A 19,726-nucleotide genomic window follows, 5' to 3' on the forward strand; every position below is an offset into this window, starting at 1 on the left:
CCGCTTGATCGGTCAAGACGGGTCAGGCCGGACGCTTACCTTGATGCGGAGCGTGCACCATTTGATTTAGTTATCTTTGACGAAGCCTCCCAGATCACAGTCTGGGATGCCATTGGGTCAATTGCCCGTGGCCGCAATGCGATCATCGTTGGCGATCCAAAGCAGATGCCCCCTACAAGCTTCTTTGATCGATCTGCCTCCGCAGACGATGGGACTGATGGCGGAAATGAGGAGGATCTTGAGAGCATTTTGGACGAAGCTATGGCGGCTAGCGTTAAGCACCATCGCTTGACAGGCCATTATCGAAGCCGCCACGAAAGCCTAATCGCTTTCTCCAACCATCGCTACTATGGCGGCGATCTGGTGACCTATCCAAGTTCTGAGACGCGAGATAGCGCCGTCACTTTCCATAAGTGCGATGGCCTGTGGCAGCGAGGCAAAGAGCGTACGAACCCAGTTGAAGCCAAAGCCGTTGTGAAAGAGGTAATAAGGCGCCTGAGTGATCCAGCCTTAAGCCACTTAAGCATTGGTGTTGTGACGCTGAATGCAGAACAGCAAAAGCTAATCATGGATCTGCTAGATGAGGAGCGCCGCAAGAATCCATCACTCGAGACGTTCTTCAATGAAGACGGTGTCGATGAGCCGGTATTTGTAAAGAACCTAGAGACGGTTCAAGGCGATCAGCGTGATGTGATTATGCTTTCAATCGGCTACGGTCCAAATCAACCAGGCGCTAGGACTATGCCGATGAATTTTGGTCCTCTTAACCGCAAAGGCGGTGAGCGCCGTTTGAATGTGGCAGTCACACGAGCAACCTCTGAGGTCGCCATATTCGCCAGCTTTGATCCTGACATGATTGACCTCACAAGGACTCAAGCTGAGGCGGTTAAAGATCTCAAGCACTATATTGAGTTTGCTGTGCGTGGGCCGGTTGCTTTGGGCCAAGCGATCCTTCACGTCGCTGGCACAGAAGAATATGACTCGCCATTTGAAGAGGCCGTTGCTCGCGGATTGCGAAAGCTGGGCTGGACGGTTCACACGCAGATAGGTGTATCTAAGTTTCGGGTTGATCTGGGGATCGTTCATCCAGATGCGCCAGGTCGATACCTCGCTGGCGTGGAATGTGATGGCGCGACCTATCATTCGACTCCGACAGCTCGGGATCGCGACCGGGTACGGCATGCCGTTTTGGAGGGACTGGGTTGGTCGCTGGTCCGTATCTGGTCGACCGAATACTTCAATGATCCCGCACGCGTTCTTGAAAAGGTCCATGTAAAGCTGCAGGAATTGCTTGCAGCTGACCAATCAAAAGCAAAACCGGCTCCCCATGTCGATCAGAAGCCTGAGGCTCTGCCTTCTGAATCAGATGTCACGGATGCGCGGTCATCGCGGTTAACTCTGGTCTCGGATAATGCGGCCCACAACCAAGTGGCTGAGCCTGAGACCGCATTCCAATATGAGAAGTTGGTGGCCTCTGCCGGGGGGCCAAGCATCGAGTCCGGAGTGCAACCAGCTACGTCCGCTTCGAGATTCTACAGCAATTGGACGACCCAATTGTCGCCTGAGCGCTTTGGCGACCAAGACTACAATCGCATTCTAAGCGGGTTCTGCAAGGATTTAGTCGAGCACTTTGGCCCCATAACTTTCGCTCATTTAGCCGAGAAAGTCGCACGCGCGCATGGGTTTTTGCGCACTGGGTCCCAAATAAAAAAGGTCGTTTGGCATGTAACAATCAGAGTGTGCCAACGAAGTAATCGCAGCGATGAAAGCACAACTTTCTGGCCAAATGGCCACGTCATAACCACGACCGTTCCCTACCGCGGTGCGAATGTTGGCGGGGAAGAACGGGACTGGTCTGATGTTCCGTATGAAGAGAAATTGGGCCTAGCCAGCGAGATTGCTAAAGAAACATGGCTCACAGATCCAGCAGCTGCCATGGCAGAACGAATAGGCCTGCGCCGTGTACGCGAAAAAACGCGGGAGGAGTTGGTCGAGCTAATTGAGAAGGCGACGAAGCTGTAGATGTGGCATGTTGCTTCGTGAGAACAAGGCTAAGATCGAATCTAAAGGAAAGCCCAGCAACAACCACGGCTGGACTAACTGATTCTACAACCACGGAAGGCCTGAATCGACCTTAAAATGGTATTTTAGTCGGAAAAACTGCAAGAAGCTAGGCAGCTACTTGTCCAACAACTTCGCGCACCTGCACAAAAGCATATGCACGGGGCCGTGTTGGTGTGCCATTGAATCGGTGAACATATGCACTTACGTCATGCGTCTGGATTAGCCGCCCAAGCCCCTTAGCTTGAAGACGGTTTATGTACCCGACAGTTTCGGTGCCGGAGATTACTTTGATTGCATCGGGATCATGCTCGCTATCGGGCTCGGGCTGAAGCTGTAAAACTGCGCCACGAGGTAAATCGAGGGTCTTGTCGAGATAATGTCGAAATCCAACTAACTCTATGACCATATCCCGGGCGCTCGTGATGTTATCCAATGGATCCGTCAATGCAAAACCATCGCCAGGCAAGCGGGCACCGGTGGCTCCGAGCAAAGCCATATCGGTCAACATCTCACTGGGTTGCAGAAGATGGTGTTTTAGATAATCATTAAAGTCAGATCGTGACCGTGCAGCCAAACGTCGAGCAAGTGTTTCAGCCACACCTGTCTCAATAGGTTTAACTAGTTCATCTTTATGCGGGCCAAAGGCCGGGAAACCCCTATAGCCAACCTGCCTAGCGGCGTCTATTGTACGACCATCGTTGTTGTTCTCAAACTCGGTGCCAGTGAAATACCGGAAACTGGATGGGACGCCGTCTCCAATCACTTCCCCGATTGACCAGCGCTTACGGTCGCTTGCCTCAATTGGCGGCTCCCACTCAAGAATGAGGCGTCTTGGTTGACCAAGATGTTTGATCATTTGATCCACTTTACATTCTCCAGCGCCTGTTTCAGCCCATCGCGTCGAGCAGTCACTTGCAAATTCACAAATTCAGCGCGCAAGGTACTAAACTTCAAGTGCATGTCAAAAGCGGTCGCCCAGTCTGTAACTTCCGAAATTTGATCATCGGATAATTGAATCATGCTTTGTAGCTTTTGCCTAGATACATAGGGCGTTTCAGCAAGGCGGCGTACTAAGGCAATATGTTGCCCATTTTCGTCGCCGTCGAACCAACCGCAATGATGGACTCCATTATGTACGAACCGCGCTAAGTTCAATTTCGAAAGAGGGAGTTTTTCCTCACTCGTCTGCCAGCCAAGACTCGTGCCATTGTCGAAGACGGGAGCAAGGATATTTGCAGACCTTCCCTCTGGGCCACCTTGGAAGACTAAGAAGCCCCAATTTTCTGAGTGCCGGTCTGTGTTACCGATGAGTGCGTCGAAAGTTAGAGTTCCAGTCCACCATTCTCGCCAATTGGCCACTCCCATTGATCGGCAGGCGGTTAGGTTTTCACGGATGCTACCGATTTTCTCACTAAAGCTGCCTCGCCGCCCCTGCAGAATTTCCGCAGCATGCACAAATCGCGAGGGCGGCCCTTGATTTTGGTAGCCGAAGAAGAACTCAACCAAAACGCCTGCCGAACCATTTGGACCATCCTGTGCTACAAAAGCTGGCGGCACCTGAATGTCCAGTACACGCCCAAATTCATATGCCAAGACCTCAGACCAAATCTGTTGAGCCTTCCATCCAATCGGCTTTTTGAAAAGATACTTGTGGCCACCAATTAAAAACCCGTGCGGTGCCGGGTTTGGGCAGATCAGGAACTGTTTTGGCTTTTTGCCTTGCGGATAGTACGGAAACTCCTCGTCAAGTTCCCAACTCGACACGTCGACGATTTCAGATTTGTCTTGACGCCTGCGAAAGCCGATTGCCACGTTAAAAGACCCTAAACTGGATTGCTGAAGGCAAAATTTGGCATGATTTGCTATCGCGAACAAAACATACAGACCTAGAGGAAAAATCTTCGTCCTAGATGGTCTCAAACAAGCCCCTTAATTGGCCTAAGAACAACGATTCCCCAAAGAACCCTCATGAGCTGCAGAAAAAAGCAGCTCATCTTGGGGAACTCTGTCACGCATCTTATGGAAATCTTGGTAGCAAATTGGTAGCAAACTAAAAATAGGTATCTTTTTCAACCTATTTCGAAGCTTGATCCCTGATGTAACGAATTGATTTTTAAGGAAAAACTGGTGCCGCAAACAGGATTCGAACCTGCGACCCCATNTGATGTGCTCTACCGACTGAGCTATTGCGGCACGTTTTTGATGTGGGTGGGCCCACGTCTGGCTTTTGCTGATTGAAGGCAAAAGATGGGGCCTGATACAACGACGCAGGGGTTTGAGCAACTGTTCGTGAACACGCTCTTGCATGCAAGGTGCACCCTCCCAATCTATGACCTATGGCTTGGAATGAGTGCCAGCCCCGAGGAGACATGAGACATGTTTGACGCCAATAAGATTTTCGCTGCGTTGCAGAGCGAACTGCCTAAAGCCATCTCTGCCATCAAGACCGAGGGGCAGGCCGGTTTGGATCGCGTCAAGACCGATGCAGATGCTAAGTCTATTGCCCTGGGTGCAGGTGCGGCCGGCGTTTTGGGTGGTCTCTTGTTGTCGGGCGTTGCGGGCAAGTTTGGTCGCCAAGCCGCAACCTTGGGCGGCCTCGCGGCCCTAGGCACATTGGCCTATAATGCCTATCAGAAACATCAAGGTCAGGCCGGGACGGAGACTGCGCCCAGCGGTGTGTTCCTGCCTAGCAATGCGCAAGATCAAGAAGCCGTGGGCAAGGCAACCATTCGCGCCATGATCTCGGCCATGAAGGCAGACGGTCAAATTGAGGCAGCCGAAAAGGCTAAATTGTTTGACCATTTGGCCAAAATCGACTTGTCCGACAGCGAAAAAGCTTTCTTGTTTGATGAATTGGCCAAGCCGCTGGACATAGCCCAAGTTGTGGCCGATGCCACGTCGCCAGAACTGGCGCTGGAAATTTATGCGGCCTCTTTGGTCGCGATCAATACCCAAGGCCCTGCTGAAAAGGCCTATTTGGCAGACTTAGCGACCCGCTTGAAGCTGGAGCCGGCGCTGGTTGCAAAAGTTCATGATGAGGCTTTGCTGCCTGCCTAAGCTATCGATGCTTGGCACCAAATCGGTCGGCCCAGCGCGCGCTGCGGCCGACCTCTTTATGCGGCTTCAGAAGCCGAAGATTGGGTGGTGAAGGCGTGAATGGCGGCCGCAGAGCGGGCCGCGCGCAAGCCATCGCGCACATCTTGACGGCGGAGAAAGCGGGAAATGCGCGCGAGCGCCTTTAAATGATCGGCACCTGCTTCTTCGGGCGAAAGCAACAGCACCACAATATCGGCAGGCCGACCATCGGGTGCTTCAAAGTCAACGGGCGGATCCAATAAGGCCAAAACCGCGGCCGGTGCCTTCAGGCCCTTCAGGCGGGCATGAGGAATGGCCACGCCTTCGCCAACGCCTGTGCTGCCCAAACGCTCCCGCTCGAGCGTCGATTCCAGTGTGGCCGACAAATCGACCCCATAGGCCGCAACAGCCGCCTCGGAAAGGGCCAAGAGGACTTCATTCTTCGTCTGTGCTTTGATCCGGAAAACGATGGCGTCAGCGCGGATAAGGTCTGCAAGATCTGGCATAAGGTCTTTTCTCGAGTCGACCTGCGCCCCCGCACAAGCCGACTGGTTTGAAAAAATACGTCGTCGTCATCAGCCCGATACACTAGGGGCTGGATCAATCCAACCAATATTCCCATCTGCGCGCCTATAAACAACGTTTAGCGCACTGGATCGTGGGTTTCTGAACATCAGAAACGGAGCTTCACCCAGCTCCAACTGCATCACAGCGGTTGCCACAGGCATGGTTCGAATCACGGTTTTGGTTTCCGCGATTACAGCGGGGCCGGCAGGAATGCCTGCGTCGTGCCCATCATCTCCCTCATCCAGATCGTCGGGCTCAATGACATTATAGCTGACTTCTTCGCGTGGCAGTGGCGCATGGTGTTTGGCGTGATGGTCCTTCAAGCGGCGCTTATAGCGGCGAACCCGCTTTTCAATCTTCTCTAAAGCGGCGGCAAAAGCGGCGTGCGGCTCTGAGGCCTCCCCATTGGCTTCTAGCGTGATGCCCGAATCGAGATGGACGATGGTTTCAACATGATAGAGGTGGCGTTGCTTGTCCAAGGTCACAATCGCTTCGCCGTCGCGCGACACATAACGCCCCACGCCCACCTCAAGATCTTCTTGGATTTTGCCCCGTAAAGCTTCCCCCACATCGATGTTGCGGCCTGTGACTCTGACTGTGAGATTGCCCATCTGAGGTGCCTCCCTATAACTGGGTGCGGTGTAGATCCACCGTCACATCAGTGTTGCACTGGAACTTTGCTTTGGGAAGATGATTTTGCGCTGAAGTGCGGCAACATCAAGGCAATTTTACCGATAACTTCGAGACAAATAATATATTTATCAAAAGATTAAATGGCTTGATCAACTAAACCGTCAGTCGAACAATCCCGTCGATCAGCCAACCCGGCTGATGGTACGACGACGCTGCACAGAGGAGGGAATTCGCAAGGCTTCACGGTATTTCGCCACGGTCCGGCGCGCAATATCAACGCCGGTTTCGCGCAGGATTTCAACGATACGATCATCCGACAAGGGTGCTTCGACCATCTCACCATCAATGAGGCTTTTGATCCGATGACGGACGGCCTCTGCCGAGTGCGACTCGCCGCCATCGGAGGCATGAATGGCGGTGGTGAAGAAATATTTCAGCTCAAACACGCCACGTGGGGTCGAGATAAACTTGTTGCTGGTGACGCGGGACACCGTGGATTCGTGCATCTCAATGGCACGTGCTACGTCCTTTAGGATAAGCGGGCGCAGATGCGCGACGCCATAGGTCAGGAAGCCGTCCTGTTGGCGCACAATTTCTTTGGCGACTTTCAAAATCGTGCGGGCGCGCTGATCCAGGCTTTTGACCAGCCAATTGGCATCGGCTTGGGCTTCGGCCAGATACGAACGTTCATCCTGCGAGCGGGCTTGTCGCGACACGCTTTCGGCATAGGCATTATTGACCAGAACGCGGGGCAAGGTGTCAGAGTTGAGCTCGATCAGCCAGGTTCCCATCGGCCCTTCGCGAACGAAAACGTCTGGGATGATGGCGCTTGATTCCGCACTGCCAAAGGTCGCCCCTGGCTTCGGGGTTAGGGCGCGGATTTCGGCGATCATATCGGCCAAATCCGCCCCATCGACGCCGCAAATGTCGTACAAGCTTTTCAAATCATGCCGCGCCAAAAGGGGCAGGTTCGCCAGAAGCGCTTCCATAGCCGGGTCATGGCGGTCGCGCTCTTTCAGCTGCGCGGCCAGACATTCTTCCACGCTGCGCGCACACACGCCAGTGGGGTCAAAGGTCTGCAAAGTCTGCACCACAAGCTCAAGCGCTTCATGGTCAATGCCCAGACGTTCGGCCACTTCGGTCATGTCGGCGCGCAAATAGCCGGCGTCATCGACGTGGTCGATCAAATAGCTAGCGACCATCCGGTCGACCGGGGAAGAAAATGCCAAGACGGCTTGGCTTTCCAAATGATCGCGCAGCGAGACTGTTTGGGTCAGACGGCTCTCAAAATCGTCTAAATCTTCAAAGCCACCGCGACCTTCGCCCGCCTTGCTCCAATCCACGGTCGAGCCGATGGCCTCGCTTGCCGGCATATCGGCATCGCTGTGCACGTCTTCATAGCTGGCATCTAAAGCGGCCTCGGCATGGGGGTCTGGCCCTTCGCCATTGGCGCATAGTTCTTGTGGACCATCGCTGACTGGGCCTGCTTCGCGCGGGTCAATATCTGGCACATCTTCGATGCCGTAATCTTCAACGTCATCCACGCGCTCCAGCACGGGATTGCGCTCCAATTCCTGCTCAACATAGACAGCCAATTCAACGGTGGACATTTGCAACAGCTTGATCGCTTGCTGCAATTGGGGCGTCATAACAAGGCCTTGGCCCTGTCGAAGCTCCATGCGCGGTGCGATAGCCATTCTACTCGTCCCCGTTAGGCCTTAAAATCCGCTCCAAGATAAACACGGCGGACGTCGGGCTGGTGTAACACTTCGTCTGGCGAACCCTCGAAGAGGACCTCGCCGTCAAATATGATAGTCGCACGATCAATAATATTCAGTGTATCTCTGACATTATGATCAGTGATTAGCACACCAATGCCACGTTGCTTCAAAAATCCAATCAAATCACGGATATCGGCGATGGCCAGCGGGTCAATCCCGGCAAATGGCTCGTCCAAAAGAATGAAAGAAGGGTCGGTTGCAAGCGCCCGGGCGATTTCCAAGCGCCGCCTTTCGCCGCCAGAGAGCGACGTGGCGCGCTGTTTGCGCAGCCGATCGATTCGCAATTCGGTCAGAAGCTCGGTGGCGCGTGCTTCGCGAATCGATGGATCGGGTTCAATCGTTTCCAACACCGCCAGCACATTGTCTTCCACACTCATGCCGCGAAAGATTGAAGGTTCCTGCGGCAAATAACCAAGCCCCAGGCGCGCCCGCACATACATGGGCAGAAGCGTAACATCTTGGCCGTCAATCGAGATGTCACCAAAGTCTGGCTGGATCAGGCCCATCACCATGTAGAAGCAGGTTGTCTTGCCCGCGCCATTGGGCCCCAACAGCCCCAATACCTCACCCCGCTTTAGGCTTAGCGAAACGCCATTGACCACTTGGCGACCCTTATAGGCCTTGCCAAGGTCGTTCGCGATCAAGCCCATTTCCTCAGGAGATCTAGCGCTGGCAGCTTGCGGCGTCATTTGCGGGCTGAACCGCCTTTTGCTGCTTGGCTGTCATTCGGGAAGATAACGGCTCGAACGCGCCCGTCCATCCCCCGCATCGTGGAGGCGCGGGTTTTGGTATTCAAAGTCAGCATCGAGCCTTTCAGCACGCTTTGGCCTTGAACGGCCACCACATTGCCGAAAAACTGCACGGTGTTGGCAGGGGCATCAAAGATCGCCCGATCCCCGCGAATTTTTTCAGTTGGGGTGACATAAAATGTTTCCCCCTCAGTATAGACTTTGTCGATATCGCCATTAGCCCCATTGGCGCCCTTCAGATAGGTGACGCGGATGCGCGGTGCCCGCAACACCGCCCCGTCTTGCGCAACAGAGGCATTGCCAACCAAGGTGCTAACCCCTGCCGCCGGATCATAGACCAGGTCATTTGCCGACACTTCAATCGGACCATTGCCGCTGGTGGCCTGTGCCAAAGCCGTACCGCCGACAAGGCCCAAGCCGAGCAGCATGATGAAACCGGGAGCGGCAAACTTCTTTAACTGGGTCATATCAAGTCCATTGATAGAGATTCGTCACATCTAGCCACCAGACACACCTGCCTAGCGTTGAAATTTTCACCTCAGTTGCGCGATGACATTCCCTGTCATCTGCAGTCTCTTACTTGCGGTATTATATACATAGCGGTCTGCGGCCCCTGTGCCTAGCTCTGAGCGAATGCGGATTGAGCCCGTGCCAGTTAGGGTGCGGGATTCCTTATCGAAATAAGCTTGGTCTGAGGTTGCTTCACCATCTTTGAAGGTTACGCGGGCATTGCCCAGAAGTGCCACTGCCCCCTTTGCTTCGTCCCACTGCAACGATTGGGCTGTCGCCGTCTCGCCACCGGGCAAAGTGATTTGGGTGCCGCCCTCTACTGTCAGGACGGATGGGTCAGATGTCCACAGGGCCGAAACGCCGGTTGCCCGCTCACCCGCCTTACGGGAAAACACAACATTGCCTTTTAGTGACAAGGTTTGGGCGTCTTGCGACCATATGCCTTCATCGGCTGTCGCGACACTGCCGTCAGCGGTTTCTAGTTTCGGTTTCTCCAGACGCACCGCCCCAGCAGCGTCTGAGACACTGCGCGTTGCCCGCGCCCCGGTTACTTTCAGGCGCTTACCTTCGCGCGTATTGCCAATAAACTCAGGCGATTCCATCACAAATTGATCGCCTTGGACAAGCTTGCTTGTATCAATCGCCGCACCTTGCACACCGCGCACAATCACGCTGCCAATCAACAACAAGGTTGATAAAGCAGCACCTGCCAAAAAAACCGAACGCGTGGTCTTCACACGCAGGGTGCGCAAGCGCGCATCATTCGGCGTCAGGCGCCGTCTCGCAGGCTGTAATGTCTGTGCGTCGAGGCTGGTCATGCGTGAGAAAAGATGTCTGACTCAGACCAGCCCATCAAGTCCAAATCGGCGCGGACGGGCAAGAAATCGAAGCAAGCTTGGGCAATTTCCAAGCGGTTTTCACGGGCCAACATTTCTACCAAGCGCGTTTTGGCCGCATGCAGATACAAAACGTCGGAGGCCGCATAAGCCAACTGCGCCTCACTTAATTGCGCAGCCCCCCAGTCAGAGCTTTGTTGTTGCTTATTGAGTTCAACACCCACCAATTCCTTGACCAAATCCTTTAGGCCATGCCGGTCTGTATAGGTGCGGACCAGTTTTGAGGCGATCTTTGTACAGAAAATAGGGCTGATTTTGACGCCCAGATACTGCTTGCACATGGCGACATCGAAGCGCGCAAAGTGAAACAATTTTTCCACCTTGGGATTGGCCAGCAGCGCTTTCAAATTCGGGCAGTCATAGCTTGGCCGATTGAGGCGGACGATATGCGCATTGCCGTCGCCCGAGCTTAATTGCACCACACATAAGGCATCGCGGACCAGGGACAGGCCAAGGGTTTCTGTATCAACAGCGACGACCGGGCCTAAATCTAGGCCATCTGGTAAATCGCCCTCGTAAGAATGAATTGTCACGTCTTAAGCCTCTTGTGGTCTTTTACTGCAGGTTCTGGCGCACCGAACGAACGGCTATGACAGGGTTATGACTCTCTCTAAGCCTTTTTGCGCAGCACCGCAAAAGGTGTTGGGGGTTGATTACAGGTGTAGGGAGGTCTGCCCCTTTTAGAACGGTGCGAGTTCGAGCATAAGGGGCGAATGTGGAGAGCCTTGTTGTGCGCCGTAGCGGGTCGAATGAATGTGGGTTGAGCCTGATGAGTAGCGAACGCGATACCGACTCTGACTGGAACCAATTGGGCAAAGTGGACCCCTATTGGGCCGTGATTACTGACGAGCGCTATCGGGCCGACACGATGGATGCTTTGGGTCGGCAGGCGTTTTATGACAGTGGCCTGTTCGATGTGGACATGTTCCATGCGACCCTTAAGCGCCATTTTTCGGCACCCGATCATTTTGAGACTTGTTTAGATTTTGGGGCCGGTGTTGGCCGCTTGTTGGTGCCGATGGCGCAACGCGCGAACCGTGCCGTGGGCATAGACATTGCTGAGTCAATGCGGGCCATCTGCCAAACCCATTTGGATGAACTGGGCCTTGCTCAGGTAAAGCTTGTGCCAACGCCCCAAGCCGCCGCTGAATTTGGCCCATTTGACTGGATCAATTCATACATTGTGATGCAACATATCCCACCGAGCCGTGGACTCGAATTGATTGAAAGCCTTACAAGCTTACTAGAACCAGGTGGATATTTGAGTTTACACATCACCACCCACCGTGATCCACATTTGATGCCTTCTCAGACACATAACCCACTGCGCCTGCTTGCGCGGTCCCTGCGCAATCGCCTGTTTCCGCAGCGCGATGTCGGTCAAATCACGATGTATGACTATGATTTGGCCGATGTCCTCAGCCGACTAGAACGTCTCGGTTGCAAGCAATTTCACTTAGAGCCGACCAACCATGGCGGACACCACGGCTTCATGATCTATACGCAAAGAACCCAATAGGCCTGCGCCCCAGAAATCCTAAAGGTCGCTTCAAGTTATCTCGATTGACGGGGCTGGTGGATTGTCATTGGTCTTAGGCGTCCCTTGAGAGGACTGTCCTTTCTGGCGTGTCGTGGACAGACGGGCCGGTGACAAAGGAGCTGGGCACTTGGTTGGGTTTGGATTGACTGCGGCAAGCTTGGGGCTGGCATGACCATGACAGTGGCCCATCCCTCATTCAAAGAGGCCTTTTACGTATTTGCCCGTATCGGCTTCCTCAGCTTTGGCGGCCCAGCCGGGCAGATCGCATTGATGCACAAGCTGTTGGTGGATGAGAAGCGCTGGCTGGACGAAGACCGCTTTTTGCATGCCCTCAGCTATTGCATGCTGTTACCGGGGCCCGAGGCCCATCAATTGGCGATCTATTCGGGTTGGCTGTTACATGGCATCCGCGGCGGCATCATGGCTGGGCTGCTATTTGTGCTGCCGGGCTTTTTGGTGATTTTGGCGTTGGCGGCGATCTATGCCCTGTTTCAAGGCCATCCTGCCACCCATGCGATTTTTTTCGGTATCAAAGCGGCGGTGGTGGTTATTGTGTTGGATGCGCTGGTGCGGGTGGCGCGCCGGGCGCTGCACAATCAAATCATGTGGCTGATTGCTGCTGCGAGCTTTCTGGCGTTGAGCTTTTTGGCTTTGCCTTTCCCGCTGCTCATTCTGATCGTGGCGGTGGGCGGGCTGGTCGGTGGTCTCATCCGGCCTGATTTATTCCGTGTGACCGGCCATGCCGCCACCAAGGCTGGGGAGGGCCCATTCCTTAAACTGGATGTGCCGGTACCTCAGGGCGGGTGGAAATATGTTGCCCAGATTGCGGGGGTGGGCATAGTCGTCTGGTTGACACCGGTTGTGGCGTTGGTTCTTGCCCTTGGCGGGGGGCATATTTTCAGCCAGATCGCAATTTACTTCTCACAAATGGCGGTTGTGACTTTTGGTGGGGCCTATGCCGTGCTGGCCTGGGTGTCGCAGGCCGCTGTTGACCAGTTTGGCTGGCTGACCTCGCGCGAGATGATGGATGGTCTGGCCTTGGCCGAGACCACGCCCGGCCCCCTTATTCTGGTATTGGCCTATGTCGGCTTTCTGGCCGCCTTTCGCGACGCTGGCGGCCTGGACCCTGTGCTGGCCGGGGTGTTGGGAGCGGGCCTTACGGCCTGGGTCACCTTCATTCCATCATTCATCTTTATCTTTGTGGGTGCGCCCTGGATTGAGAAGTTTCGCGCCAATGTGGCTTTATCAGGTGGTTTGGCAGCCATTACTGCCGCCGTGGTCGGCGTGATTGGCAATCTGGCTATCTGGTTTGGGTTGCATGTCCTGTTTGCCAAAGTAGAGACCACACAGATCGGCATCCTCAGCTTTGCTAATCCCGATGTGCCAAGCTTTCAGCCAGCCGCCTTTATTCTGACCCTGATGGCAGGCGTTTTATTGTTTCGCGCCAAACTGGGCGTCATCCCACTTCTCGGTGCTTGCGCCGTGTTGGGCCTCTTGGTGCAAAGTCTTCCCTTTGCGTGAGCACCCATTTTGCATGTGGCAAGACGGCCTTGTGCGGGGTCGCTTTAGTCACGCTATTCTTCTTCCTCCCGCACAAACTCAAGTAAATCACCAGGTTGGCAGTCGAGATAGTCGCAGATTGCAGCGAGGGTTTCAAACCGAAGGCCTCTCACCTTGCCCGATTTCAGGAGTGATAGGTTGGCTTCAGTGATGCCGACATGCTGGGCAAGCTCTCGCGAGCGCACCTTGCGCCGGGCTAGCATCACGTCGAGGCGGACAATGATCCGCATCGGCTAAATGAACTCCTTGTTTTCCGCAGCGATCCGCGCGGCCTCACCCATAAGGGCGGCCACGACGAAGAAGACAAGGCAAATTGCCAAAGTAACGAAGTCGCGCAATTGGAACGTGATAGTGACTTGCCCTGCGCTTGGGCTTGTTAGCGCTGAGATCGTCGGGGCAGCAATCACCAACACGAAGCCCAAGCTGGCCAGAATTGCAAAGCGTTGCAAGCCTTTGGCAACCGCCGCGACAAAGGGGTCTCCGCGCTCAAGCACATACAAAATGCGCTCCAGCTGGATCAGGCTCAGCACAATGGCCAGCATGCCAAGCGTTCCTGAACCATATCCAATCCAATTCAATTCTTGGGTTGTCCTGATCTCAAACGGGCCGAAACTGGGCTTGAGCAGACCCAAGAGATGGGTGGCGATCAACGCGATCACCAAGAATACGGTTACCCATCGCATGGGTTTTGCAAGTGAGGTGATTGACGGGCGCGATTCTTGCATCTTGACAAAAACTTTCTGTAAAACAATAATTGATTGTCCTTTAAGAATATGGGAGCTTCTTCATGAGATGGCAAGTGGCCTCCGCTCTTTGCGTAGTAATCCCGACAATCTTGATCAACCAATCCTTGCGTCACACGTTAACAGGTGGGCGCTGGTCGGGGCAAAACTATTCCCGAGATGCGGTTGCTGATCGGAGGTCGCATGTTTGCTGACGTACCCGTGATTGCTTCTGACGCATCCGTCCCTTCGGCGCTCGGCCTAACGGACCGGCCCGCCCCGCCGTCATCCTTGGAATTGATCGTCTCAAACCCCCGCGGTTTGTGATTGACTATCCTAAAGAGACGCTATCGCACGAACCCTGATACTTTGACCAACTGAGGAATAACTGCCATGAAAAAATCATTCCTGTCGCTCATTCTGGCAGCGACAATAATCAGCTCTCCAGACCTCGTTGCCGGACAAACGCCGCAGCAGGAGGCCGTCACCCAGCAAAGAGCCGTGGAAGCGGAGATCCGCTCTCTGATGTCGCGTTTTGATGCGGCAATCCGGGCTCAAGATTCCAAAGGTCTGGCCGCATTGTTTTATGATGGCAAGATAAATTGGAAGGCCACTGGGCATCCGAAGTCCCGCGAGTTTGTTGCTCAAGCGACAAAAGAGGCGATTCCCGCTCTAGAGGACCAAGGTGCCCACCAATTGATTGGGGACCCAGCCTATAAGGCGCTAAGATTGGCTGAAAATTTCGGTTCCCCAACAATCGTATCGGACGGTCAACTTGCGACCGTGACATTTCGATATAACTTCACAGCCAATGATCAAATTCAGAACTGGGGCTCTGAAAGCTGGCAATTGGTGAAGGCCGACGATGGCTGGAAAATCGTAAACCTCTTGTTCTCCTATACTCTGAGTGCCGTCGCACCGATGCCGGATGGTCATTTGAAATAGACGTCCGCAATTGCCGCATCATCTGGCGTTCGTGTCCTTCGCGACTAAATGCCTTATCAGGCATAAGTCACTGGGATCTTCCAATCCCAGTGACCCCAGCCCATGCCCTAAGCATGGCTCACTCATCGGTGGGCGACACGGTGCACTAAGAATATCATATTGGAAAAAATGGTGCCCAGAAGAGGACTCGAACCTCCACGCCTCGCGGCGCTGCTACCTGAAAGCAGTGCGTCTACCAATTCCGCCATCTGGGCAACGGAAGCGCGGATTTAGAGGACATGGGGGCGGGCGTCAATTGGCTTATCATTGATTTGGGTGTCATTTCGCCCTGTGCAGCTGACTTGCTGGGGCGGGGGTGGTTCCGCTAAAGGCGGGGCATGGCAAAATTGGTAATCATGGGCGTTTCTGGCGCGGGCAAGACAACCTTGGGCACGGCGTTGGCGGGCCGGCTTAACTGGCGCTTCCTGGATGCCGATGATTTTCACTCGCCTGAGGCCAAGGCCAAGATCGCCTCTGGCGTCACCTTGGATGAGACTGACCGCGCGGCGTGGCTGGCGCGGATTAAGCCAGTGTTTGACGAGGCCGGAGTGTCGACGATTTTGGCGTGCTCCGCCTTAAAGGCGATCCACCGAACCAGCCTGTCGCCTGATTATCTGGTGCATTTGGTGATTGGGACGGATCTTGCCCACAACCGCCTTCTAACCCGCCAAGGCCATTTCGCCGGCCCCAGCATTTTGGCATCACAATTTTCGACTTTAGAGACGCCCGAAGACGCGCTGGCTGTTGACGCTGCACAGCCGACGGCTGCGCAGGTCGATCAGATTATTCAGGCTTTTGCACTCAAATCTGCGTGAGTGATCAGAAGGGAATGGCGCGGCGGCGCTTGGAATAAGCTGTATAGCCAGCATTCACCCCGGCCCGGAAGCCAAGGCCCGTGCGCATCGGGGCCAAAGTCACGCCCTCGGCGCGCTGATAGGTCACCGCAATGCCAGCCACAAAGAAGGCGGCACCCTCAACACCGGGATAGCGGCGATAAATGCCATCTGGGTTTTGCAGATTATAGACCAAGGTGAAAACCTTGCTGGCATTGCCGCCCGTATCGAGGCCAATGGACGGACCCTGCCAGAAGACGCGCCTCTCTTGGCCGTCTTTCATCACCAAGGTACCTTGACCATAACGCAGGCCAAATCCAACCGCAGCGGCATATTCGTCGCCACGGATATAGCCTACCGGGCTGCCCTGATCTTGGAATACGCGTTCTACCGCTTGGCCAACACTGCCCGAGGTTTTGCCAAAGAAGGCTCCGGCAGCATCGATGATTTCCTGTTGGGTGAACCCATCTGGATTGGACTTGTTGGATGCAGGCGCAGAACGCGATGACGTTGCAGAGTCATCGGGTGTTGGCCCAGTGGTTTGCGCAAATGCCGGCGTGCCCAAAGCCAAAGCTGCCGCACAAAGAATAGCAAGTTTTCGGTCTAACATAATGTGGCTCCAAAATCGCCCCTCAGCTTGTTAAATCCAAACATGGTTAGTTTGGCGTTAAGATGGCCATAGCGTGTTCAGACCTTGGACATGTTTGGGATCAGGCCTCTTCAGCGTCTAAGTCATAGGGGATCAAGACAGCCGGGTCGTCCAAATCCTCGCAGAGCGCCCGGTCCCGGGTCACCAAGGTGCGGCCACTGGCTTGCGCAGTGGCGACGATCAAAGCGTCTGCCAGATCAAGCCGCCGTTCGTGGCGCAGCAGGGCGGCGTAAACGCCGATGTCGGCGTCGACCTCAATCAAGTGAAAGCGGTCCAACCACAGGCGCATGGCATCTTCTTGTGCGGCAGGCACGCCTGACATGACTTCAACCCATGTGATGACTGAAATGGCCGCGCCACTATGGGCGGCAAGGGCCTCCGTCGCCGCGCGATGGCCTTGCAAGTGATCGATCAGAATATTGGTGTCGAACAAAACCTTCATCGACCCCACCTTTTGATTTGGGTTACTGTCTATGTCCTCTCCGTTAGTGATGCGCCTGCAACCGCACAAGTCCCCCGCATGGCGCACCCTTCCCCTTCGCCTTCGGGTCAGCTAAAAGCCCCGCCAACTCCTCATTTGACCGACAGAAAGACACATCCGTGGCACATCAGCATATCTTCCAAATGCAAGGCCTGACCAAAGCCTATCCAGGCGGCAAGAAAGTATTCGAAAACATCTGGCTGTCCTTTTACCCAGATGCGAAGATTGGTGTGGTTGGCGTCAACGGCTCGGGTAAGTCGACGCTTCTGAAGATTATGGCTGGGATTGATAAGGATTTCACCGGGGAAGCCCGTCCCGCCCAAGGCACCAAAATGGGCTATCTGCCACAGGAGCCAGACTTAGACCCTACAAAATCCGTCTGGGAAAATGTGATTGCCGAATGTCCTGAGAAGATCTTGTTTGATCGCTATGGCGAAATCTCCATGAAGATGGCGGAAGATTACTCCGACGAGTTGATGGAAGAAATGACCGCCCTGCAAGAGCAGATTGATGCCGCCGATGCGTGGGACATTGATGCCAAGATTGAAATGGCGATGGGCGCGTTGCGCTGCCCAGACAATGATGCCGACATCACCAAATTGTCCGGCGGGGAAAAGCGCCGCGTGGCGCTGTGCCGTCTTTTGCTGTCCAAGCCCGACATGATGATGCTGGACGAACCGACCAACCATTTGGACGCTGAATCAGTGGCTTGGCTACAGCACCATCTGGAAGAGTTTCCGGGCTGCGTTATCCTCGTCACCCACGACCGCTATTTCCTCGATCAAGTCACCAAATGGACGCTCGAACTCGATCGCGGCAAAGGCATCCCCTATGAGGGCAATTATTCGAGCTGGCTTGAACAAAAGGCCAAGCGGATTGCGCAGGAAGAGCGCGAGAGCGATGCCAAGTCAAAAATGATGGCCAAAGAATTGGACTGGGTGCGCCAAAGCCCGAAGGCGCGCCAAGCCAAGTCGAAAGCCCGTCTGGCCCGTTATGAAGAAATGGCTGAAGCGGCCGAGCGCGAAAAGCAGAGCTTTGCCACCATTCAGATCCCACCAGGGCCTCGTCTGGGCACCAATGTCATCCACTTTGACAATCTGTCAAAGGGCTATGGCGATCGCATGCTGATCAAAGACCTGACCTTCAAGCTGCCGCAAAACGGTATTGTCGGTGTGATTGGTCCAAACGGGGCGGGTAAATCCACCCTGTTCAAGATGATCACCGGGCAAGAACAGCCCGACAGCGGCTCGATCACATTGGGCGAAAGCGTCAAACTCGGCTTTGTCGATCAGAATCGTGACCAGCTCGATGACAATAAAACCGTGTGGGAAGAGATTTCCGGTGGCCTCGACATCATCGATGTCGGCGGCCGGGAAGTGCCGTCGCGCGCCTATGTCGGTACCTTCAATTTCAAAGGCGGCGACCAGCAAAAAAAGGTCGGCCTTCTGTCGGGCGGGGAACGCAACCGCGTGCATCTGGCCAAGACCTTGCGCTCTGGTGCCAATGTGCTTCTGCTCGACGAACCAACCAATGATTTGGACGTGGAAACCCTGTCAGCCCTTGAAAACGCGCTGGAAGCCTGGCCCGGTTGCGCCGTGGTCATCAGCCACGACCGTTGGTTCCTTGACCGCTTGGCCACCCACATCCTCGCCTATGAGGGCGACAGCCATGTGGAATGGTTTGAAGGCAATTTCGAAGCCTATGAAGAGGACAAGAAGCGCCGCCTAGGCCTGACCGAAATCATCCCAAGCCGCATCAAGTTCCAGAAATTTGCGCGGTAGGGGATGTGGGTGTGACAAGCTCTGTAGCTAGGCGTCTTGGCGGCAGTTATGTCATTGATGAGATCTTCCTTAATGATATTGGAGATATCATTAAGGATGCCGTAGAGTTCAATCAGGATGTTCTAACCGCTGACGTAGATGCGGAAGTGGCTAAAATAAGCTATTTTAAATCACCGAAAGATAAAGATGCTGCGATTAAAAGAACTCGCGCCCTTTTCGCGTCGCGATACACTCTGGTCGACGTGACTTGCACGCAAAAAAATGGGACGGTGCGCCACAACTTGGGTTTTGATTCAATCTTGAGTGCGAATAAGATAGACGATAGAGGTCTTGCGGCGATTGAAATCAAGGTCGGCGGCTCGAAAAACACGCGTTGCTTAAAGATTGAATAATCAAGCTCCTACACGCCAATCACATTTAATATTAGTGGCGATCACGACTGGGTTGACCTTTCGCGCAGAAGGTTAGAGCAGATTATTAAGCCACGAAAGCAGATTTGGAGCATCTTGGCCCCTAGTTTTTGGTTTTGGCTAATCTGCATTTTGATCTTACCATATCTTGTGCTTCTTCCACTTGCAGTTGTAAAATTTTTGTTTGGAAGTTTGTTTTCTCCGATGGTTTTGAACGCAATAATGAGTTACTATGAAGCAGTCGACGAAAGCTCAAATTTATTGTTTTCATTGCAGTTATTAGCGGTTATGTTGGCACTTGTATTTAATAGGAATTTGTCGAATATTTGGGAATGGTTGTTTCCTAGAATTACTTTTATGTTTGGTGATGCAGCGGCGGATGCAAAGAAGCGTGCGGGGATACGGCTAACCCTCGTAACCGCCCCGATTACAAGCGTAATTCTTCCTATTTTAGGCCGTGTGGACAAAGTATCTGATCCAGAGGCGTGTTG

Annotated in this window: 23 protein-coding genes and 2 tRNA genes; 10 read left to right on the forward strand and 15 right to left on the reverse strand. The window is 54.1% G+C overall.

The features are described 5' to 3' along the window. A partial coding sequence (locus B7364_RS07195) for a DUF3320 domain-containing protein (protein WP_157893553.1) occupies positions 1-2,022 on the forward strand: 2,022 nt, incomplete at its 5' end. A 148-nt stretch (positions 2,023-2,170) separates the two neighbouring features. Here B7364_RS07195 and B7364_RS07200 read toward each other — a convergent pair. The 3 genes from B7364_RS07200 to B7364_RS07210 all read right to left on the reverse strand — a co-directional run bounded on the left by B7364_RS07200 (position 2,171) and on the right by B7364_RS07210 (position 4,257). Further along, positions 2,171-2,920, reverse strand: a complete 750-nt coding sequence (locus B7364_RS07200; RefSeq protein WP_085339344.1) for an HIRAN domain-containing protein — start codon at positions 2,918-2,920, stop codon at positions 2,171-2,173. Next, positions 2,917-3,876, reverse strand: a complete 960-nt coding sequence (locus B7364_RS07205; RefSeq protein WP_085339345.1) for a HipA domain-containing protein — start codon at positions 3,874-3,876, stop codon at positions 2,917-2,919. Before B7364_RS07205 ends, B7364_RS07200 begins: the two co-directional genes overlap by 4 nt. Positions 3,877-4,189: 313 nt before the next feature. Beyond that, positions 4,190-4,257, reverse strand: a tRNA-OTHER gene (locus B7364_RS07210). A 183-nt stretch (positions 4,258-4,440) separates the two neighbouring features. Between B7364_RS07210 and B7364_RS07215 the strand changes: the two genes are divergently transcribed. Beyond that, a complete protein-coding gene (locus B7364_RS07215) occupies positions 4,441-5,121 on the forward strand; it encodes a tellurite resistance TerB family protein (protein ID WP_085339346.1) in 681 nt (226 codons plus the stop codon). A gap of 56 nt (positions 5,122-5,177) precedes the next feature. Here B7364_RS07215 and B7364_RS07220 read toward each other — a convergent pair whose 3' ends face one another. The 7 genes from B7364_RS07220 to B7364_RS07250 all read right to left on the reverse strand — a co-directional run bounded on the left by B7364_RS07220 (position 5,178) and on the right by B7364_RS07250 (position 10,808). Then, entirely contained in the window at positions 5,178-5,645 is a 468-nt protein-coding gene (locus tag B7364_RS07220) for a PTS sugar transporter subunit IIA (protein WP_085339347.1), read from the reverse strand. 69 nt (positions 5,646-5,714) lie between these two features. Further along, entirely contained in the window at positions 5,715-6,317 is a 603-nt protein-coding gene (gene hpf / locus B7364_RS07225) for a ribosome hibernation-promoting factor, HPF/YfiA family (RefSeq protein WP_085339348.1), read from the reverse strand. Between the two features lie 204 nt (positions 6,318-6,521). Then, positions 6,522-8,036, reverse strand: coding sequence for an RNA polymerase factor sigma-54 (gene rpoN, locus B7364_RS07230; protein ID WP_085339349.1), 1,515 nt, complete (start codon positions 8,034-8,036; stop codon positions 6,522-6,524). A gap of 14 nt (positions 8,037-8,050) precedes the next feature. Further along, positions 8,051-8,770, reverse strand: a complete 720-nt coding sequence (lptB, locus tag B7364_RS07235) for an LPS export ABC transporter ATP-binding protein (protein ID WP_232780839.1) — start codon at positions 8,768-8,770, stop codon at positions 8,051-8,053. A gap of 35 nt (positions 8,771-8,805) precedes the next feature. Next, positions 8,806-9,336 carry an LptA/OstA family protein gene (locus B7364_RS07240; protein ID WP_085339351.1) on the reverse strand — a complete coding sequence of 177 codons (531 nt, stop codon included), beginning with the start codon at positions 9,334-9,336 and terminating at the stop codon, positions 8,806-8,808. A gap of 66 nt (positions 9,337-9,402) precedes the next feature. Beyond that, entirely contained in the window at positions 9,403-10,197 is a 795-nt protein-coding gene (locus tag B7364_RS07245; protein WP_085339352.1) for a hypothetical protein, read from the reverse strand. Continuing rightward, positions 10,194-10,808: a ribonuclease D gene (locus B7364_RS07250; protein ID WP_085339353.1), complete on the reverse strand. Its 615-nt coding sequence runs from the start codon at positions 10,806-10,808 to the stop codon at positions 10,194-10,196. Before B7364_RS07250 ends, B7364_RS07245 begins: the two co-directional genes overlap by 4 nt. Before the next feature lie 236 nt (positions 10,809-11,044). On the opposite strand from B7364_RS07250, the gene B7364_RS07255 reads away from it, so the two are divergent. Continuing rightward, positions 11,045-11,794 carry a class I SAM-dependent methyltransferase gene (locus tag B7364_RS07255; protein WP_157893555.1) on the forward strand — a complete coding sequence of 250 codons (750 nt, stop codon included), beginning with the start codon at positions 11,045-11,047 and terminating at the stop codon, positions 11,792-11,794. A gap of 189 nt (positions 11,795-11,983) precedes the next feature. Beyond that, complete coding sequence (chrA, locus tag B7364_RS07260; protein ID WP_085339355.1) at positions 11,984-13,336, forward strand: chromate efflux transporter; 1,353 nt, start codon at positions 11,984-11,986, stop codon at positions 13,334-13,336. A 53-nt stretch (positions 13,337-13,389) separates the two neighbouring features. On the opposite strand, the gene B7364_RS07265 is transcribed toward chrA, so the two are convergent. Together B7364_RS07265 and B7364_RS07270 are read right to left on the reverse strand one after the other, a co-directional pair. Then, positions 13,390-13,605, reverse strand: a complete 216-nt coding sequence (locus B7364_RS07265; protein WP_085339356.1) for a helix-turn-helix domain-containing protein — start codon at positions 13,603-13,605, stop codon at positions 13,390-13,392. A gap of 3 nt (positions 13,606-13,608) precedes the next feature. After that, on the reverse strand, positions 13,609-14,058 hold the full coding sequence (locus B7364_RS07270) for a DUF2975 domain-containing protein (protein ID WP_157893556.1): 450 nt from the start codon (positions 14,056-14,058) through the stop codon (positions 13,609-13,611). A 243-nt stretch (positions 14,059-14,301) separates the two neighbouring features. Between B7364_RS07270 and B7364_RS18250 the strand changes: the two genes are divergently transcribed. Both B7364_RS18250 and B7364_RS07275 read left to right on the forward strand, forming a co-directional pair. Further along, on the forward strand, positions 14,302-14,424 hold the full coding sequence (locus tag B7364_RS18250; RefSeq protein WP_269798768.1) for a hypothetical protein: 123 nt from the start codon (positions 14,302-14,304) through the stop codon (positions 14,422-14,424). Positions 14,425-14,490: 66 nt separating this feature from the next. After that, entirely contained in the window at positions 14,491-15,042 is a 552-nt protein-coding gene (locus B7364_RS07275) for a nuclear transport factor 2 family protein (RefSeq protein ID WP_085339358.1), read from the forward strand. A 169-nt stretch (positions 15,043-15,211) separates the two neighbouring features. Here B7364_RS07275 and B7364_RS07280 read toward each other — a convergent pair. After that, positions 15,212-15,296, reverse strand: a tRNA-Leu gene (locus B7364_RS07280). Between the two features lie 123 nt (positions 15,297-15,419). On the opposite strand from B7364_RS07280, the gene B7364_RS07285 reads away from it, so the two are divergent. Continuing rightward, a complete protein-coding gene (locus B7364_RS07285; RefSeq protein WP_198534089.1) occupies positions 15,420-15,896 on the forward strand; it encodes a gluconokinase in 477 nt (158 codons plus the stop codon). Positions 15,897-15,900: 4 nt separating this feature from the next. On the opposite strand, the gene B7364_RS07290 is transcribed toward B7364_RS07285, so the two are convergent. Further along, on the reverse strand, positions 15,901-16,524 hold the full coding sequence (locus B7364_RS07290) for a DUF1134 domain-containing protein (RefSeq protein WP_085339359.1): 624 nt from the start codon (positions 16,522-16,524) through the stop codon (positions 15,901-15,903). A gap of 100 nt (positions 16,525-16,624) precedes the next feature. Then, the gene (locus B7364_RS07295) at positions 16,625-17,005 is read right to left on the reverse strand and encodes a PIN domain-containing protein (protein ID WP_085339360.1); all 381 of its coding nucleotides are present in this window, start codon (positions 17,003-17,005) and stop codon (positions 16,625-16,627) included. Positions 17,006-17,163: 158 nt separating this feature from the next. Here B7364_RS07295 and ettA point away from each other — a divergent pair, with 158 nt between their 5' ends. From ettA to B7364_RS17860, 3 genes are all read left to right on the forward strand, one after another. Then, entirely contained in the window at positions 17,164-18,825 is a 1,662-nt protein-coding gene (gene ettA, locus B7364_RS07300) for an energy-dependent translational throttle protein EttA (protein WP_085339361.1), read from the forward strand. Positions 18,826-18,836: 11 nt separating this feature from the next. Beyond that, complete coding sequence (locus B7364_RS07305) at positions 18,837-19,217, forward strand: hypothetical protein (protein ID WP_157893557.1); 381 nt, start codon at positions 18,837-18,839, stop codon at positions 19,215-19,217. Positions 19,218-19,457: 240 nt separating this feature from the next. Further along, positions 19,458-19,726 (forward strand): hypothetical protein (locus B7364_RS17860; RefSeq protein ID WP_157893558.1); only part of this gene is annotated, 269 nt, incomplete at its 3' end.

The sequence above is a fragment of the Aquidulcibacter paucihalophilus genome (assembly GCF_002105465.1).
GTDB lineage: Bacteria > Pseudomonadota > Alphaproteobacteria > Caulobacterales > Aquidulcibacteraceae > Aquidulcibacter > Aquidulcibacter paucihalophilus.

Bases quoted from the DNA above. Each gene is read 5' to 3' on its own strand.
- B7364_RS07200 (WP_085339344.1), bottom strand. From the start codon at position 2,920: ATGATCAAACATCTTGGTCAACCAAGACGCCTCATTCTTGAGTGGGAG.
- B7364_RS07215 (WP_085339346.1), top strand. From the start codon at position 4,441: ATGTTTGACGCCAATAAGATTTTCGCTGCGTTGCAGAGCGAACTGCCT.
- B7364_RS07220 (WP_085339347.1), bottom strand. From the start codon at position 5,645: ATGCCAGATCTTGCAGACCTTATCCGCGCTGACGCCATCGTTTTCCGG.
- hpf (WP_085339348.1), bottom strand. From the start codon at position 6,317: ATGGGCAATCTCACAGTCAGAGTCACAGGCCGCAACATCGATGTGGGG.
- rpoN (WP_085339349.1), bottom strand. From the start codon at position 8,036: ATGGCTATCGCACCGCGCATGGAGCTTCGACAGGGCCAAGGCCTTGTT.
- lptB (WP_232780839.1), bottom strand. From the start codon at position 8,770: ATGGGCTTGATCGCGAACGACCTTGGCAAGGCCTATAAGGGTCGCCAA.
- B7364_RS07240 (WP_085339351.1), bottom strand. From the start codon at position 9,336: ATGACCCAGTTAAAGAAGTTTGCCGCTCCCGGTTTCATCATGCTGCTC.
- B7364_RS07245 (WP_085339352.1), bottom strand. From the start codon at position 10,197: ATGACCAGCCTCGACGCACAGACATTACAGCCTGCGAGACGGCGCCTG.
- B7364_RS07255 (WP_157893555.1), top strand. From the start codon at position 11,045: ATGAGTAGCGAACGCGATACCGACTCTGACTGGAACCAATTGGGCAAA.
- chrA (WP_085339355.1), top strand. From the start codon at position 11,984: ATGACCATGACAGTGGCCCATCCCTCATTCAAAGAGGCCTTTTACGTA.
- B7364_RS07265 (WP_085339356.1), bottom strand. From the start codon at position 13,605: ATGCGGATCATTGTCCGCCTCGACGTGATGCTAGCCCGGCGCAAGGTG.
- B7364_RS07270 (WP_157893556.1), bottom strand. From the start codon at position 14,058: ATGCGATGGGTAACCGTATTCTTGGTGATCGCGTTGATCGCCACCCAT.
- B7364_RS18250 (WP_269798768.1), top strand. From the start codon at position 14,302: ATGTTTGCTGACGTACCCGTGATTGCTTCTGACGCATCCGTCCCTTCG.
- B7364_RS07275 (WP_085339358.1), top strand. From the start codon at position 14,491: ATGAAAAAATCATTCCTGTCGCTCATTCTGGCAGCGACAATAATCAGC.
- B7364_RS07285 (WP_198534089.1), top strand. From the start codon at position 15,420: ATGGCAAAATTGGTAATCATGGGCGTTTCTGGCGCGGGCAAGACAACC.
- B7364_RS07290 (WP_085339359.1), bottom strand. From the start codon at position 16,524: ATGTTAGACCGAAAACTTGCTATTCTTTGTGCGGCAGCTTTGGCTTTG.
- B7364_RS07295 (WP_085339360.1), bottom strand. From the start codon at position 17,005: ATGAAGGTTTTGTTCGACACCAATATTCTGATCGATCACTTGCAAGGC.